We start from the raw sequence: 14,755 nt of genomic DNA on the forward strand, positions 1-14,755 counted from the left end.
GAGGGACTCTAGGGCGCTCAGGCCTCGATCACCACAGGAATGATCATCGGGCGACGGCGGTGGGCGCGGTTGACCCAGCGGCCCACGACACGGCGTACGACCTGCTGCAGCTGGTAGGAGTCGGTGGCACCGTCGGCGATCGAGGCGTTGAGCGCCTCGATGATGAGCGGCTTGACCTCGTCGAAGGTGGCCTCCTCCTCGGCGAAGCCGCGGGCGTGGATCTCCGGTCCGGAGACGACCTTGCCGGTCACCGAGTCGACGACCACGATGACGGACAGGAAGCCCTCCTCGCCGAGGATCCGGCGGTCCTTCATCGAGGCCTCGCTGATGTCGCCGATGGTGGTGCCGTCGACGAAGACGTAGCCGACGTCGACCTTGCCGACGATCTTCGCCACGCCGTCGACGAGGTCGACCACCACGCCGTCCTCGGCCAGCACGACGTTCTCCACGCCGGTGGCGCAGGCCAGGTCGGCGTTGGCGCGCATGTGGCGGATCTCGCCGTGCACCGGCATCACGTTGCGCGGCTTGACGATGTTGTAGCAGTAGAGCAGCTCGCCGGCGCTCGCGTGGCCGGAGACGTGGACGAGGGAGTTGCCCTTGTGGACCACGTTGGCGCCCAGGCGCGACAGGCCGTTGATCACGCGGTAGACGGCGTTCTCGTTGCCCGGGATCAGCGAGCTGGCCAGCACCACGGTGTCGCCGGGCTCGAGGTGCACGAAGTGGTGGTTGTTCTGCGACATCCGGCTGAGCGCGGCGAGGGGCTCGCCCTGCGACCCGGTCGAGATCAGCACCTGCTTGTGCGGCGGGTAGTCGCCGAGCTCCTTGGCCTCGACCATCACGCCGGGCGGGACGGTGAGGTAGCCGAGGTCCTGGGCGATGGCCATGTTGCGCACCATCGAGCGCCCGACGTAGGCGACCTTGCGGCCGTGTGCCACCGCCGCGTCGAGCACCTGCTGGACGCGGTGCATGTGAGAGGCGAAGCAGGCGACGATGATCCGCTGCTCGCTCTTGGCGAAGACCCGGTCCAGGACGGGGCCGATCTCCTTCTCGGAGGTGGTGAAGCCCGGCACCTCGGCGTTGGTGGAGTCGGTGAGGAACAGGTCGACGCCCTCGTCGCCGAGGCGGGCGAACTCGTTGAGGTCAGTGATGCGGCCGTCGAGCGGCAGCTGGTCCATCTTGAAGTCACCGGTGTGCAGCACCACGCCGGCACCGGTGCGGATGACGACCGCGAGGGCGTCCGGGATCGAGTGGTTCACCGCGACGAACTCGAGCACGAAGGGCCCGAAGGTGATCGTCTGCCCCTCGGCGACCTCGTACTGCGCGGTCTCCTTCAGGCGGTGCTCGCGCAGCTTGGAACCGAGCAGCGCCAGCGTCAGCCTGGAGCCGACGAGCGGGATGTCGCCACGCTCGCGCAGGAGGTACGGCGTCGCACCGATGTGGTCCTCGTGGCCGTGGGTCAGCACCAGCGCCTCGACGGCGTCGAGGCGGTCCCGGATCGGGTCGAAGTCGGGCAGGATCAGGTCGACGCCGGGGTGGTGGTCCTCGGGGAACAGCACGCCGCAGTCGACGATCAGCAGCCGGCCGTCGTACTCGAAGACCGTCATGTTGCGACCGACCTCGCCCAGTCCGCCGAGCGGGATGACCCGCAGACCTCCGGCCGGGAGGGGGGCGGGCGCGCTCAGGTCGAGGTGGGGATGGCTCAAGGGTTTCCTTCGTTCGTGAGGAGGATGGTTCTCACAGGAGGCCGGCGGCGGCGAGCCCCGCGCGGAGCGCGGTGACCTCGTCGTCGTCCAGGGCGACCAGTGGGCCGCGGACGCGGCGGTTGTCGAGCACGCCGAGCAGCTCGAGGGCTGCCTTGGCGGTGGTGGCTCCGTAGTTGGGCACGCCCATCACGGCGTCGAAGGCCGGGACGAGCGAGGTGTGGATGCGCAGGGCCTCGGCGTGGTCGCCGTCGACCCAGGCGCTGATCATCGACGCCAGCTGGTCGCTGGCGGCGTGGGCGACGACGGAGACCAGGCCGACCCCGCCGTAGGCGAGGTAGCCGAGGGTGTTGGCGTCGTCGCCGGAGTAGACCGCGTAGCCCATGTCGACCAGCTGGGCCGTGCGGGCCAACAGGCCGGAGGCCTCCTTGACCGAGGTGATGTGGTCGTAGCGCCGCATCGCCTCGTAGGTCTCGAGCTCGATCGTCGTCGCAGTGCGCCCCGGCACGTCGTAGAGCATCACGGGCAGGTCGGTGGCCTCGGCCACGGCGCTGAAGTGGTGGCGCAGGCCGACCTGGCCGGGCTTGTTGTAGTAGGGGCTGACGAGCAGCACGCCGTCGACGCCGACCTTGGCCGCTTGCTCGGCGAGCTCCACGGAGTGGGCGGTGGAGTTGGTGCCGACGCCCGCGATCACCACGGCGCGGTCACCGACGGCGTCGTGCACCGCGCGCAGGATCTCGCCGTCCTCGGCGACCGAGGTGGTGGGGCTCTCCCCCGTCGTGCCGCTCACGACGAGGCCGTCGTTGCCGTGGTCGACGAGATGGGCGGCGATGCGGGCCGTGGCGTCGAGGTCGACGGTGCCGTCCTCGTGGAAGGCCGTGGCCATCGCGGTCAGCAGCCGGCCGAACGGGACGTGGGTACTCACGAGCGAAGGTTATCGCTCTCCCGGGCCCGAGTCGTCGGCGGCGACACGCACGGCGACGAATCCGGTGGAGATGCGCGGTCGTGCCGTGCCAGGGTTGCCGCTGCTCGGGCGTCCGGGCGACCTCACCCTGACCGAGGAGCTCCGTGCCCGACCTTCACCTTCCCGCCTGGCTCACCCCTGCGCAGCAGGACACGATCACGGCCCTGGCCGAGCGCAACGACGCCGCCCACGGTGACGACCTGCTCGGCCTCGTGCTCAGCGGCTCGGCCGCCCGCGGCCTCGCCACCGAGCGCTCCGACCTCGACGTGGTGGTCGTGCTCACCGACGAGGCTGCCGCCGGGCGCTCGACCGACAAGTCCCCCGAGGTCGACGAGATCGTCGACTCCTGGTCCGAGGTCACGACCGTGCCGCCCTTCGGCACCGAGCACTGGTGGTCCCGCTGGTCCTACGCGTGGGCTCCGGTGCTGCTCGACCGCACGGACGGCGAGCTCGCGGCAGCCGTACGCCGCCTGGCGACGGTGACGCCCGAGGAGGCCGACGCCGTGCTGATCGAGCACGACCGGCTCGACGGCTGGGTGAACTTCGCCTACCGCGCACTCAAGAGCGACCGCGACGGACGCTCCTTCGAGGCGCGGCTCGACGCCGCCGAGTCGGTGCCGTGGCTGCTCGACGTGGTCTTCACGATGGCCGGGCGGGTGCGCCCCTACAACAAGTACCTCGCGTGGGAGCTGCGCACGCACCCGCTCGAGGGCTGGCCCGCCGACGAGCTGCTCGGGCTGGTGGAGCGCTCCCTCGACGGCGACGCGGACGCGGTGCGCGCGACCTTCGCTCGGGTGCGCGCTGCGTGTGCGGCGTACGACGAGCGGCGCGGGCACACCCTCACCGTCGACATGGTCGACGGGTGGCGCGACCAGCTGGCCGTCCTCGAGGGCCGCGACTAGCGCACGACCACCCGCAGCTGGCGACGGACGGACCCGTCGCGGCTGGTCAGGATGGTCGCGAAGCGGCTCGTCCCCGTGCGGCGCACGGTGCCGCGGATGACGATGCGCGTGCCGACGACCCGCCACCGCAGGCCGAGCGGGAGCCGCCGGTCGACACGCGCCTCGGTGACCGGTCCGGTGAAGCGGATCACCGCGCGGTAGGTCTTGCCGACGCGGGCCCGCGGCAGGCGGGTGGTGAGGAAGCGGGCGCCGGCGGGCGCGTCGACGGTCGACGCCGGGCTTGCCGGCACCGCGGTAGCCGCGGACGTGGAGGGCATCGTGGACTGCGTGGGCGTCGGCTGCGTGACGGGGGTCGGCGGATCGGCCGCCGGGGGGCCCGCGGCGAGCGAGACGGCGTACGCCCCGACGGAGCCGTAGTCGCTGTAGCGCCCGGCCTGGCGCGGGTCGCCGCTGCCGGTGCCGTCGACGACGACGGTCCAGGTGCTCGTCGAGGTGGCGGTCGAGACCCAGGTGGCGGATAGCGACTCGTCCGACGCGGTGTCGGCGACCGGGTCCACGACGGCGACCGTGGAACCGAGCGCGTCGAGCACGGTGAGCCGCACGTCGAGGTCGGAGTGGGTCGCGGGGCCGGCGACCCGGGCCGTCACCGGACCGTCCGAGGTGAAGGTGAAGGCGTCGGTGTCGGTGCGCGTGGTGATCACTCCGTCGGTCGTGCTGCCGACGGCGATCCGGGTGGCGCCGAGTGGCCCGCCCGCGTGGTCGTCGGTGAGCAACGGCGCCGTCGCGGCGATGATCGCCAGGTCGTCCTCGGTGTTGCTGGCGTCGGCGTACTCCCCGCGCGACCACTGGGAGGCACGCCGGTCGTAGGACGACCCCATGATCGGGGCCCAGCCGCGGTCGCCGGAGTAGTAGGAGGAGGTGCTGGTGCCGTCGTGGGCGAGGCCGAAGGTGTGGCCGATCTCGTGGCTGATGACCTCCCCGAGGTCGTGGCCGCTCGTGCCTGCGCCGCGGGTGAAGACCCACGCGGGCTGGGCGTCGGTGGCGCCCAGCGCGCCGAACACGCCGACGTACGCCGACCCGCCGCAGCCGCAGCCGTCGCCCACCGTGTTGGTGGGCGTGACCACGACCGGCATGCCGTAGGTCCGGGCGCCGGCGCTGGAGCGCGTGAGAGCCGACGCCGGCGGCGTGCGGGTGGTGACGTTGACGTCGAAGGCCGCGAAGTCCTCGGCGACCACCTGCCAGGCCAGGAAGACCTGCGCGCGCTCGGTCTCGCTGAACGACGCCGGATCGGCGTCGATCGAGTACGCCGGGGACACGATCTCCGCGCCGTTCGCCCAGTGGGTGCCGGAGTGGGTCGCTCCGTCGAAGTCGAGGTAGATCGTGCGGTCCGAGCCCGGTCGCGACGACAGGTCGAAGACGTCGTCGGGCAGGGTTGCGGACGGTGCGTCCGCGACCACCTGCTGCGGGCCGGGGGTGGCCTCGTCGACGACGTAGACCTGACCGCACCGGTCCACCCACGACGTCTCGTCCTCGGCGAGGTGGAGCAGCGTGTCGGCGTCGAGCGAGCTGCGCGCGGCCAGGGCGCGCTTGCTCAGCCCGGAGTCGAGCGCGTCCGAGAGGCGTACGGGCTGCGTCAGCGAAGGCTCGCAGGTGCCGCTGATGCCCGTGCTGGCCTGGGCCTCGGTGCCCAGCGCGAGCCCGGCCGTCGACAGCACGACGGCGAGGAGGACGCGCGTGAGGGCGCGGAGGGGCGGGACGGGCACGGTGACGTTCCTTGCGGCAGGCAGCACTGGGGACTCGTAGGGACGAGTTCCAGTGGTACGGAGCCGCGATGCACGTCAGGGTGACAGCGGAACCACCAGCGGGTCAGTGGTTGGTAAAAGATTCAATGATCACCGGGAGCACGTGGTGCTCGAGCATCGGAGCGAGGTCGTCGGGATGGTCGACCAACGGGGTCCACCGCACCTCCGCGATCTCCGCCGCCGCCACCGGCTCGGCGTCGGACTCCACCCAGAAGACCGTCGAGTGCAGCGTGTGCCCCGGCTCGTTGGCCGCCTCGGACAGGAACTCGCCCAGCAGCGTCGCCGACCCCAGGACCAGGCCGACCTCCTCGCGGGCCTCGCGGAGGGCCGCGTCGTAGGCCGACTCCCCCGGCTCGAGCTTGCCGCCGACGAGCATGAACCGCTCGGTCCCGCGCTTGCGGACCGTCAGCACGTGGCCGTCGCGCACCAGGGCGACGGCGGCGACCACGATGTCGGCGTCCGGTTCCACGCCCGCGAGCCTGCCACGGACGACCCGGACAGCACGCAGCCACCCTGGCCGGGGCTTACCCGCGGGTGGCTGCGTGGTGCTGCTCGCTGGTCCGTCAGCCGCCTCTCGGCGTAAGGCCGCTCGCAGCGGCAGGGGGTGAGGCCCGGGGGCATGATGCGGAGCCAGCTGTCGGGTCCAACGAGCTGGGCGGCGCCGGCATTCCGGCACTCCGGATCAGGTGGATGTGAGGTCGCGCACGAACGGGACGACCGCCGCCGGGAAGAGGGGGAGCGCCTCCTGCTCGTCGTCGACGGGACGCCACACCACGGCCACCACGCTGCCGTCGCTCTCGGTGAGGGTCGCCCCCTCGGCCGGAGGCGTCGGGTCGAGGCGCCCCGTGTACAGGAAGACGACCTCGTGGCCCAGCACGCCGTCGATCCGGAAGATGTTCTCCACCACGCCGAGCGGGGTGAGGTCCTCGACGCGGGCACCCAGCTCCTCGTCGACCTCCCGCAGCATCGCGTCCCGGTGGGTCTCCCCCAGCTCCACGCCGCCACCGATCAGGCGGTGGTAGCCGTCCGGGTGCTCGAGGGTCGGCGAATTGAGGGTCACCGCGTGCGACGTACCGGTTCGGTCGAGTGCCACGAGCATGGCCTTCACCCGGATGCGGGAGCGGTCGACGGGGCTCATGCCGGCGGCTGCGTGACGGCGAGCGCGCGGCGTACGGCCTCGATCGCGTCCACCTCGGACACACCCAGCGTGCGCACCGTGGCGGCGTACGACGCTGCGGCCTCGCGCAGCGATCGCTCCACGCCCCGGCCGGCGACGAACGTGCCGGCGCGCCCGCGGGTCTCGACGACGCCGAGCGCCTCGAGCTCCTTGTAGGCGCGGGCGACCGTGTTGGCGGCGAGGTCGAGCTCGGCCGCGAGCGACCGGACGGGCGGCAGCCGGAAGCCCGGCTCCAGGACCCCGGAATCGACCTGGCCGCGGATCGCCTCCCGGACCTGCTCGAAGGGCGGCACGCCCGAGGTCGGGTCGACGGCGAGCTTCATGCCGCGGGGTCCATCCGCTCGAGCCAGACGCGCTCGTAGCCGTCGAACTGCTCCCGGGCGGTCTCCACCCAGTCGCCGGCGGCGTACTGCGGGTAGTGGACGTCGCCCGCGGGCTCGAGGTCGACCTCGGTCAGCACCTGGTGGGTGGCGTAGGGCAGGAGCGCGGCGTAGACCTCTCCCCCGCCGGCGACCATCAGGTCACCGGCCTGCTGCGCCGCGAGGTCGAGCGCCTCGTCGACCGTGTGCGCGACCAGCACGCCCTCGTGGGACCAGTCGGCATGGCGGGTCAGCACGATCGTCGTACGCCCCGGGAGCGGTCGGCCGATCGACTCGAAGGTCGTGCGTCCCATCAGCAGCGTGTGGCCCCAGGTCAGCTCCTTGAACTGCGCCTGCTCGCCGGGGAGACGCCACGGGATGTCGGGCCCGTTGCCGATGACGCGGTTGCGGGCGTGCGCGGCGACGAGAACGATGCGACCGCTCATACGGCGATGGGCGCCTTGATGCCCGGGTGGGGGTCGTAGCCCTCGACGGCGATGTGCTCGAGGTCGAAGCCGTCGATCTCGGTGACGGTGGGGTCGAGCACCAGCCGGGGCAGCGGCCGCGGGTCGCGGGAGAGCTGGAGCCGGGCCTGCTCGACGTGGTTGAGGTAGAGGTGGGCGTCGCCCATCGTGTGCACGAACTCCCCCACCTCCAGACCGGTCACCTGCGCCACCATGTGCGTGAGCAGGGCGTAGGACGCGATGTTGAACGGCACGCCGAGGAAGGTGTCGGCCGAGCGCTGGTAGAGCTGGCAGGAGAGCCTGCCCTCCGCGACGTAGAACTGGAAGAGCGTGTGGCACGGCGGCAGCGCCATGTCGTCGACGTCGGCGACGTTCCACGCCGAGACGATGTGGCGGCGCGAGTCGGGGTTGGTGCGGATGCCCTCGACCAGGCGTGCGACCTGGTCGACGTGGCGGCCGTCGGGGGTGGGCCACGAGCGCCACTGGTGGCCGTAGACCGGGCCGAGGTCGCCGTCGTCGTCGGCCCACTCGTCCCAGATGGTGATGCCGCGGTCCTGGAGCCACTTCACGTTGGTGTCGCCGCGCAGGAACCACAGCAGCTCCCCGAAGACCGAGCGGGTGTGCACCTTCTTGGTCGTCACGAGGGGGAAGCCCTCGGCGAGGTCGAAGCGCATCTGGTGGCCGAAGACGCTCAGGGTCCCGGTGCCGGTGCGGTCGCTCTTCTCCACTCCCTCGTCGAGGATCCGCTGGAGCAGGTCGAGGTAGGCGCGCACGGGACGACTGTACGACGTCCCGGGCCCCTCCTAGGACCGCGGCACGCGCGCCTCGACGTACGCCGCCGACGCGGGGAAGACCATCGCCCCGTCCTCCAGCAGCGGCCCGGCGAGCCGGTCGAGCTCCTCACGCATGCGCACCTGCACCTCGGGGGTCTGTGCCGCCCACACCACGCCGGAGTTGCCGACCCCACCGGTGACACCGGCCCACCAGTCGTCGGGGCTGACGCGCCAGGTCCAGTCGACCATCCGGGCCTCGACCACCGGGGCACCGGCCGCGACGAACAGCTGGCCCAGCCCGTCGAGGCTGCGCTCGAAGTCGAGGTGCTCGGGCAGGCGGGGGAAGACCGGCTCGACGGCACGGCTCGCCTCCATGACCTGCCGGAAGAGCGCACCGTGGGCGGTGGGTGCCGACGTCCAGATCGTCGCCCGGACAGACCCGCCCGGTGCGGCCACGCGGACGAGCTCCCTCGCCCCGGCCCGGGGATCCTCGACGTGGTTGAGCACGAAGCTGGCGACCACCGTGTCGAAGCCGTCGTCGGCGAACGGCAGGTCGGGCAGGCCGGCCACCGTGACGTCGGTGCCCAGGCTCGACGCCGCCAGCGCCGCCATGTCCGGGTCCATCTCGACCGCGATCGCGTCGGCGCCGCCGTCGCGGGCGGCCTGCACGAGCGCACCGGTGCCGCAGCCGACGTCGAGCAGCCGCCCGCCCGGCGGCAGTCCTGCGACCATCGTCGGGATCCCTCCGGCGGTCAGCCCCGCGAAGCTCCGCGCGTACGCCCGAGCCACACCCGTCCACAACGCCTCAGCCACGGCGGGGAGGCTACCTGCGTCCGGTCACCGCAGCCGGACCGAGCCGTCCGCGCTGGGGATGGTGAGCGGCGGCTCGCAGGTCGACACCGTCGGGCAGACCACCAGGGCTCGCCGCCCCGACTCCGACTGGCGCAGGGTGTCGCGGTTGCCGTCCCGTCGCGAGGAGTCGATGAGGTGCGCCCACCCGCCCTCGGCGTACGGGACGCTCTGGATGCGCACGTCGTAGCGGCCCGGCGGCAGGAACGCCGGCGCCGGGGTCGGCGCGTCGAGCTCGGCAGGCGCCTCGTCGAGCGGCTGCACCTCGCCGTCCGGCTCCACCCGGACGAGCTCCCCGCCGGAGAGCCGCACCGCGACGTCCGTGCCGTCCGCGACGAACGCCTCGACGTCCGGCAGCTCGACGACGACGTCGGCGAGGTGCAGCTCGCCCTGGGCGTACCAGGTCACGGGCAGCGGGTTGGCCTCCTCGCGCACCGCGGGTGGTCGCGGCTGGTCCGCCCACCACGCCCAGCCGGCTGCGAGCACGGCGGCGACCACCAGCCCTGCGACGCCCCGCACCAGTCCGCGGCGGCGACGTGCGCCGCGCACCACCTCGGCGCGCGCCAGCCACGGGTCGGCCGCGTCGCGCGGGTCGAGGGGGCGTACGCCGTGGGGCGCGGGCTCACCGGGACGCGCGGCCAGTCCGACCCGCTCGCGGACCTCCGCCCACAGGCTGACGTCGACCTGCTCGTCGCGCACCCGCCGCGCCCAGCCCCGCCGGCTGGCCAGGAGCACCGCGGCGACGGCGAGCCGTGCCTCGTCGGGCGCCACGCCCTCGTCCTCGAGCCCGCCGACCAGGTCCGGCCAGCGGGCGGCGACGTAGTGGTCGAAGTCGGCGTCGGCGCTCACGTCAGGTGCTTCGGCACGACGACGGTCCGTGGATGGCTCAGGCGCTCAGCGACATGGGGCCGTAGACCTGGCGGTCGTGCTCGAAGAGGGTCACCGCGGCCACGCCGTGCTCGGCGAGCTCGGCCCAGATCTCCCCGACCCACGACTCGGCGTCGCCCTGGGTGGAGAAGCGCTGGTCGGCGTGCTCGGCCACCTCGACCGTCGCGCCGTCGGCGTCCTCGAGGCGCCACCACCACGGGCGCTCGGAGGCGGAGGGCTGACGGAAGGTCGGCGGCTGTCCGGGAAGCACGTCAGGACTCCTTCACCGACGGGTCGACGAACGGCGGCTTCACGAGCTGGAAGATCTCGCGCCGGCCGCGGACGTCGACACCGACCTGCGCGTCCTCGGCCACCATCGTCGGGATCAGCGCGAGGCCGATGCCCTTCTTCAGCGTCGGGGAGAACGTGCCGGACGTGATGTCGGCCAACGGGATGTCGTGGGTGAGGGTCACGCCCATCCCGGGGCGCGGGATGCCGCGTCCGACGGCGACCAGGCCGCGCAGGCGACGCTTCGGCCCCTCCTCCTTGACCTTCAGCACCGCGTCGCGGCCCCAGAAGGCGTCCTTCTTCCAGCCCACCGCCCACGACAGCCCGGCCTCGACCGGGTTGGTGTCGAGGCTGATGTCCTGGCCGTGGAGGGGGTAGCCCATCTCGGTGCGCAGGGTGTCGCGCGCGCCCAGGCCGCAGGCGGTGATCCCCCACTCCTCGCCCGCCGCCATCAGCTCGTCCCACAGCTGCCCGGCAGTGTCGTTGACGACGACGAGCTCGTAGCCGCGCTCGCCGGTGTAGCCCGTGCGGCACACCACGACGCCGACACCGGTGTCGCCGAGCTCGGCCTCGACGAAGGACATGTAGCCGTGACCGGTCGGGAGGCCGACCTTCTGCAGCACCTCGTCGGAGCGGGTGCCCTGGACGGCCAGCACGGCGTAGTCGTCGTGGTGGCTGACAACTTTCACGCCCTCGGGCGCCTGCTCCTGCAGGCGGCGCACGACCTCGGCGGTGCTGGCGGCGTTGGGGATCAGCAGCACGTGCTCGTCGTCGTGCCAGTAGGCGATGAGGTCGTCGACGATGCCGCCGGACTCGTCGAGGCAGAGCGTGTACTGCGCCTTGCCGGGCTCGATCTTGGCGAGGTCGTTGGACAGCGTCGCGTTGACGAACTCGGCGGCGCCGGGTCCCGACACCATCGCCTTGCCGAGGTGGCTGACGTCGAAGATGCCGACGGCCTCGCGCACCGCGGTGTGCTCCTTGACGACGCCGGTCGGGTACTCCAGGGGCATCGACCACCCGCCGAACTCGGCGAACTTCGCGCCGAGGGCCTCGTGACGGTCGTGGAGGGGCGACTGCTTCAGCGATCCGGCCATGGCTCGAAACCTACCGCAGCGTGCGGACAGCCAGACCTCGCCTAGCATGCCCGGGTGACCTCGTACTCCCTGCGCAGCTCCAGCCCCGCCAAGACCCGCGCCGACGCCGTCGTGGTCGGCGTCGTCGCCACCTCGAGCGGCCCGCGGCTGTGCGACGCGGCCGACGACGTCACCCAGGCCTACGGCCGGCGGCTGCGCGCGTTCCTGTCGACGATGGGCGTCACGGGCAAGGCCGGCGAGTCGGTCAAGGCGCCGACCCGCGACGAGGTCAACGCGCCCCTCCTGGTCTTCGTCGGCCTCGGCGACGACGCAGCCGACCCCGTCGCCGTACGCCGTGCCGCGGGCGTCGCCGCGCGCAGCGTGCCCAACGCCGCGTCGGTCGCCCTGGCGCTGCCGGCCGACACCCCCGAGCTGGTCGCCGCGGTCGTCGAGGGCCACCGCCTCGGCGGCTACACCTTCACCGCCTACAAGTCCGCGAAGGCCGAGACCACCGAGCCGACCGACGTCGTGGTCCTCACCTCGATCGCCCGTCGCGCCGAGGCCGTCGCCGCGCTCGAGAAGGCGGAGATCCTGGCCGACGCCGTCGCGCTGACCCGCGACTGGGTCAACACGCCCCCGATGGACTGCACTCCCCCGCTGCTGGCCGACCTCGTCACGAGCGCCCACAAGGCCGTCACGAAGGGCCGCGGCGCGCCGAAGGTGAAGCTGGAGGTCTTCGACCACGAGCAGCTCGAGGAGATGGGCTGCGGCGGCATCCTCAGCGTCGGCAACTCCTCCGCGTCGCCCTCGCGGCTGGTCAAGCTGACCTGGGCGCCCAAGGACGCCGTCGCGCACCTCGCGCTCGTCGGCAAGGGCGTCACCTTCGACTCCGGCGGCCTCACGATCAAGCCGTCGTCGAGCATGGTCAACATGAAGGGCGACATGGCCGGCGCGGCCAGCGTCGTCGCCGCCACGCTCGCGATCGCCCGCCTCGGTCTGCCCGTCAAGGTCACGACCTTCGCCCCGATGGCCGAGAACATGGTCTCCGCGACCTCCACGCGCCCCGGCGACGTCATCACGATGCACAACGGGTCGACCGTCGAGATCGCCAACACCGACGCCGAGGGCCGGATGCTGCTGGGCGACGCGCTGTCGCTGGCGGTGCTCGAGGAGCCCGACGTCGTCATCGACATCGCCACCCTCACCGGCCACATGCAGCTCGCGCTCGGCGACAAGGTCGGCGCGGTCATGGGCACCGACGACCAGGTCCCCGCCGTCCTCGCCGCCGGCGAGTCCGCGGGCGAGCAGCACTGGCCGATGCCGATCCCCGAGGAGATGAAGGAGCGGATCACCAGCTCCAAGGTCGCCGACCTGCTCCAGCACGACTGGGTGCGGTGGGGCGGGGGCCTCTACGCCTCGGCGTTCCTGCGCGAGTTCACCGGCGGCCTGCGGTGGGCGCACCTCGACATCGCCGGCAAGGAGATGAACCTCGGTGGCCCCTACGGCCACGTGCCGTCGGGCGCGACCGGCTTCGGCGTTACGACCCTGGTCGAGCTCGCCCGGTCGCTGTCGGAGGGCTGAGCCCGGCTCGGGTCCCGCTCAGATCCCTTCGGCCTTCTTGCGCTTGTTGTAGTCGCGCATCCGCTGCGGCACGCCCACGACCGCGGCGTCGTACGACGGCACCTGGTGGCGGTTGGCGAAGTCGTGGGCCCACTTCACGCTGGGCACGCGGCGACGCGTCCACTCCCCGTCGTGGGCGACCAGCAGGATGGTGACGTCGCTGACCGCGGTGCGCGGCTCGACGAAGCCCTCCACCCCCTGACGGGTGGTCACGAAGTTCTCGAGGTGGCGCGCGTCCTCGCCGTCGGAGGCACGCACACGGGTGGACCCGGTGCGGGCGGCGTCCCGCGCCGGAGCACTCGTACGCCCACCCGTACGCCCCTTGCGGCGGAATCGATCGAACAAACCCATGGCGCACATTCTGCCCGGACGGTCCCCACCGCGCCCGCGGATCGCCGACGCCGACCCGCACCGACCGGGTGTGGACAGGCTCACGAAGAGTGCAAGGATGGGCGAGCCCATGCACGTGGTGTGCGAGTCGGAAGTGTGGAGGGAATCTGTGGCGGACGGTGAGTTCGACGTCCTCGTCCTCGGGGCAGGTTCGGGCGGATACGCCTGTGCCCTGCGAGCGGCTCAGCTGGGGCTGAAGGTCGGGCTGGTCGAGAAGGGCAACCTCGGGGGCACCTGCCTCCACGTGGGATGCATCCCGACGAAGGCCCTGCTCCACGCCGCGGAGGTCGCCGACTCGGCCCGCGAGGCCGCGCAGTTCGGCGTCACCGCCACCCTCGACGGCATCGACATGGGCGGCGTCAACGCCTACAAGGACAAGGTCGTCGACCGGCTCTTCAAGGGCCTCACCGGCCTGATCAAGTCGCGCGGCATCACCGTCATCGAGGGCACCGGCACGCTGACCGGCCCCCGTGAGGTCACCGTCGACGGCACGGCGTACGCCGGCAGGGCCGTGGTCCTCGCGTCGGGCTCCTACAGCAAGTCGCTGCCCGGCCTCGAGGTCGACGGCGAGAAGGTGCTCACCTCCGAGCACGCGCTGCGCCTCGACCGCGTCCCCGCCTCGGCCATCGTGCTCGGCGGCGGCGTCATCGGCTGCGAGTTCGCCAGCGTGTGGAAGTCGTTCGGCTCCGACGTCACCATCATCGAGGCCCTCCCGCGCCTGGTCGCGGCCGAGGACGAGGCCTCCTCCAAGGCCCTCGAGCGCGCCTTCCGCAAGCGCAAGATCTCCTTCCTCACCGGCACGCCCTTCCAGAGCGTGAAGACCACCGACACCGGGGTCGCGGTCACCGTCGAGGGCGGCGACGTGATCGAGGCCGAGATCCTCCTCGTCGCCGTCGGACGCGGCCCGTCGACCGACGGCCTGGGCTACGCCGAGCAGGGCATCGAGATGGACCGCGGCTTCGTGCTCACCGACGAGCGGTGCCGCACCAACGTCGAGGGCGTCTACGCCGTCGGCGACATCGTGCCCGGCCTCCAGCTCGCCCACCGCGGCTTCCAGCAGGGCATCTTCGTCGCCGAGGAGATCGCCGGGCTCGACCCGCGCCCGATCGACGAGTCCGGCATCCCGCGCGTCACCTACTCCCACCCCGAGATCGCCTCCGTCGGCCTCGACGAGGCGGCGGCCCGTGAGCTGCACGGCGATGCGGTCACCACGGTGACGTACGACCTCGGCGGCAACGGCAAGAGCCAGATCCTCCAGACCCAGGGCTTCGTCAAGCTCGTCGGCCTCGCCGACGGCCCGGTCCTCGGCGTCCACATGGTGGGCGATCGCGTCGGCGAGCTCATCGGCGAGGCGCAGCTCATCTACAACTGGGAGGCACACGCCGAGGACGTCGCGCCGCTGCTGCACGCGCACCCCACCCAGAACGAGGCGCTCGGCGAGGCCCACCTGGCTCTGGCCGGCAAGCCGTTGCACGCCCACTCCTGACCCCCAGCTTTTCAGCTCTGGCCCCACACCTACCTACACGC

The 14,755-nt window shown here is 72.4% G+C and carries 16 protein-coding genes; 3 read left to right on the forward strand and 13 right to left on the reverse strand.

The annotated features are described in order from the left end of the window. Positions 1 to 17: 17 nt before the first annotated feature. Both IRX98_RS04420 and dapA read right to left on the reverse strand, forming a co-directional pair. Positions 18 to 1,703 carry a ribonuclease J gene (locus IRX98_RS04420; protein ID WP_224274174.1) on the reverse strand — a complete coding sequence of 562 codons (1,686 nt, stop codon included), beginning with the start codon at positions 1,701 to 1,703 and terminating at the stop codon, positions 18 to 20. Positions 1,704 to 1,734: 31 nt separating this feature from the next. Continuing rightward, positions 1,735 to 2,625, reverse strand: a complete 891-nt coding sequence (gene dapA / locus IRX98_RS04425; protein WP_224274176.1) for a 4-hydroxy-tetrahydrodipicolinate synthase — start codon at positions 2,623 to 2,625, stop codon at positions 1,735 to 1,737. A 143-nt stretch (positions 2,626 to 2,768) separates the two neighbouring features. On the opposite strand from dapA, the gene IRX98_RS04430 reads away from it, so the two are divergent. Continuing rightward, positions 2,769 to 3,566, forward strand: coding sequence for a nucleotidyltransferase domain-containing protein (locus IRX98_RS04430; protein ID WP_224274178.1), 798 nt, complete (start codon positions 2,769 to 2,771; stop codon positions 3,564 to 3,566). Here IRX98_RS04430 and IRX98_RS22505 read toward each other — a convergent pair. From IRX98_RS22505 to gcvT, 10 genes are all read right to left on the reverse strand, one after another. After that, on the reverse strand, positions 3,563 to 5,329 hold the full coding sequence (locus tag IRX98_RS22505; RefSeq protein WP_224274180.1) for a M12 family metallo-peptidase: 1,767 nt from the start codon (positions 5,327 to 5,329) through the stop codon (positions 3,563 to 3,565). The genes IRX98_RS04430 and IRX98_RS22505 overlap by 4 nt on opposite strands. A 103-nt stretch (positions 5,330 to 5,432) precedes the next feature. Continuing rightward, positions 5,433 to 5,837, reverse strand: a complete 405-nt coding sequence (locus tag IRX98_RS04440) for an NUDIX hydrolase (RefSeq protein ID WP_224274183.1) — start codon at positions 5,835 to 5,837, stop codon at positions 5,433 to 5,435. Between the two features lie 213 nt (positions 5,838 to 6,050). Then, complete coding sequence (locus tag IRX98_RS04445; protein ID WP_224274185.1) at positions 6,051 to 6,506, reverse strand: NUDIX domain-containing protein; 456 nt, start codon at positions 6,504 to 6,506, stop codon at positions 6,051 to 6,053. Next, positions 6,503 to 6,868, reverse strand: a complete 366-nt coding sequence (locus tag IRX98_RS04450) for a GntR family transcriptional regulator (RefSeq protein WP_224274187.1) — start codon at positions 6,866 to 6,868, stop codon at positions 6,503 to 6,505. The genes IRX98_RS04445 and IRX98_RS04450 overlap by 4 nt, the downstream gene beginning before the upstream one ends. Beyond that, on the reverse strand, positions 6,865 to 7,350 hold the full coding sequence (locus tag IRX98_RS04455) for a dihydrofolate reductase (protein WP_224274190.1): 486 nt from the start codon (positions 7,348 to 7,350) through the stop codon (positions 6,865 to 6,867). Before IRX98_RS04455 ends, IRX98_RS04450 begins: the two co-directional genes overlap by 4 nt. Continuing rightward, positions 7,347 to 8,141: a thymidylate synthase gene (locus tag IRX98_RS04460; protein WP_224274192.1), complete on the reverse strand. Its 795-nt coding sequence runs from the start codon at positions 8,139 to 8,141 to the stop codon at positions 7,347 to 7,349. Before IRX98_RS04460 ends, IRX98_RS04455 begins: the two co-directional genes overlap by 4 nt. A gap of 30 nt (positions 8,142 to 8,171) precedes the next feature. Then, positions 8,172 to 8,954 (reverse strand): class I SAM-dependent methyltransferase, encoded by a 783-nt coding sequence (locus IRX98_RS04465; protein ID WP_224274194.1) that lies wholly within the window; start codon positions 8,952 to 8,954, stop codon positions 8,172 to 8,174. Between the two features lie 24 nt (positions 8,955 to 8,978). Then, positions 8,979 to 9,839: a hypothetical protein gene (locus tag IRX98_RS04470; protein ID WP_224274196.1), complete on the reverse strand. Its 861-nt coding sequence runs from the start codon at positions 9,837 to 9,839 to the stop codon at positions 8,979 to 8,981. Between the two features lie 37 nt (positions 9,840 to 9,876). Beyond that, positions 9,877 to 10,128, reverse strand: coding sequence for a hypothetical protein (locus IRX98_RS04475; protein ID WP_207085063.1), 252 nt, complete (start codon positions 10,126 to 10,128; stop codon positions 9,877 to 9,879). 1 nt (position 10,129) lies between these two features. Next, entirely contained in the window at positions 10,130 to 11,239 is a 1,110-nt protein-coding gene (gcvT, locus tag IRX98_RS04480) for a glycine cleavage system aminomethyltransferase GcvT (RefSeq protein WP_224274199.1), read from the reverse strand. Between the two features lie 54 nt (positions 11,240 to 11,293). Between gcvT and IRX98_RS04485 the strand changes: the two genes are divergently transcribed. Continuing rightward, positions 11,294 to 12,799 carry a leucyl aminopeptidase gene (locus IRX98_RS04485; RefSeq protein ID WP_224274201.1) on the forward strand — a complete coding sequence of 502 codons (1,506 nt, stop codon included), beginning with the start codon at positions 11,294 to 11,296 and terminating at the stop codon, positions 12,797 to 12,799. Positions 12,800 to 12,817: 18 nt separating this feature from the next. On the opposite strand, the gene IRX98_RS04490 is transcribed toward IRX98_RS04485, so the two are convergent. Continuing rightward, on the reverse strand, positions 12,818 to 13,189 hold the full coding sequence (locus IRX98_RS04490; protein WP_224274204.1) for a hypothetical protein: 372 nt from the start codon (positions 13,187 to 13,189) through the stop codon (positions 12,818 to 12,820). Between the two features lie 97 nt (positions 13,190 to 13,286). Here IRX98_RS04490 and lpdA point away from each other — a divergent pair, with 97 nt between their 5' ends. Continuing rightward, positions 13,287 to 14,714 carry a dihydrolipoyl dehydrogenase gene (gene lpdA, locus IRX98_RS04495; RefSeq protein WP_443683576.1) on the forward strand — a complete coding sequence of 476 codons (1,428 nt, stop codon included), beginning with the start codon at positions 13,287 to 13,289 and terminating at the stop codon, positions 14,712 to 14,714. Positions 14,715 to 14,755: the final 41 nt, after the last annotated feature.

This window comes from Nocardioides lacusdianchii, assembly GCF_020102855.1.
Classification (GTDB): domain Bacteria; phylum Actinomycetota; class Actinomycetes; order Propionibacteriales; family Nocardioidaceae; genus Nocardioides; species Nocardioides lacusdianchii.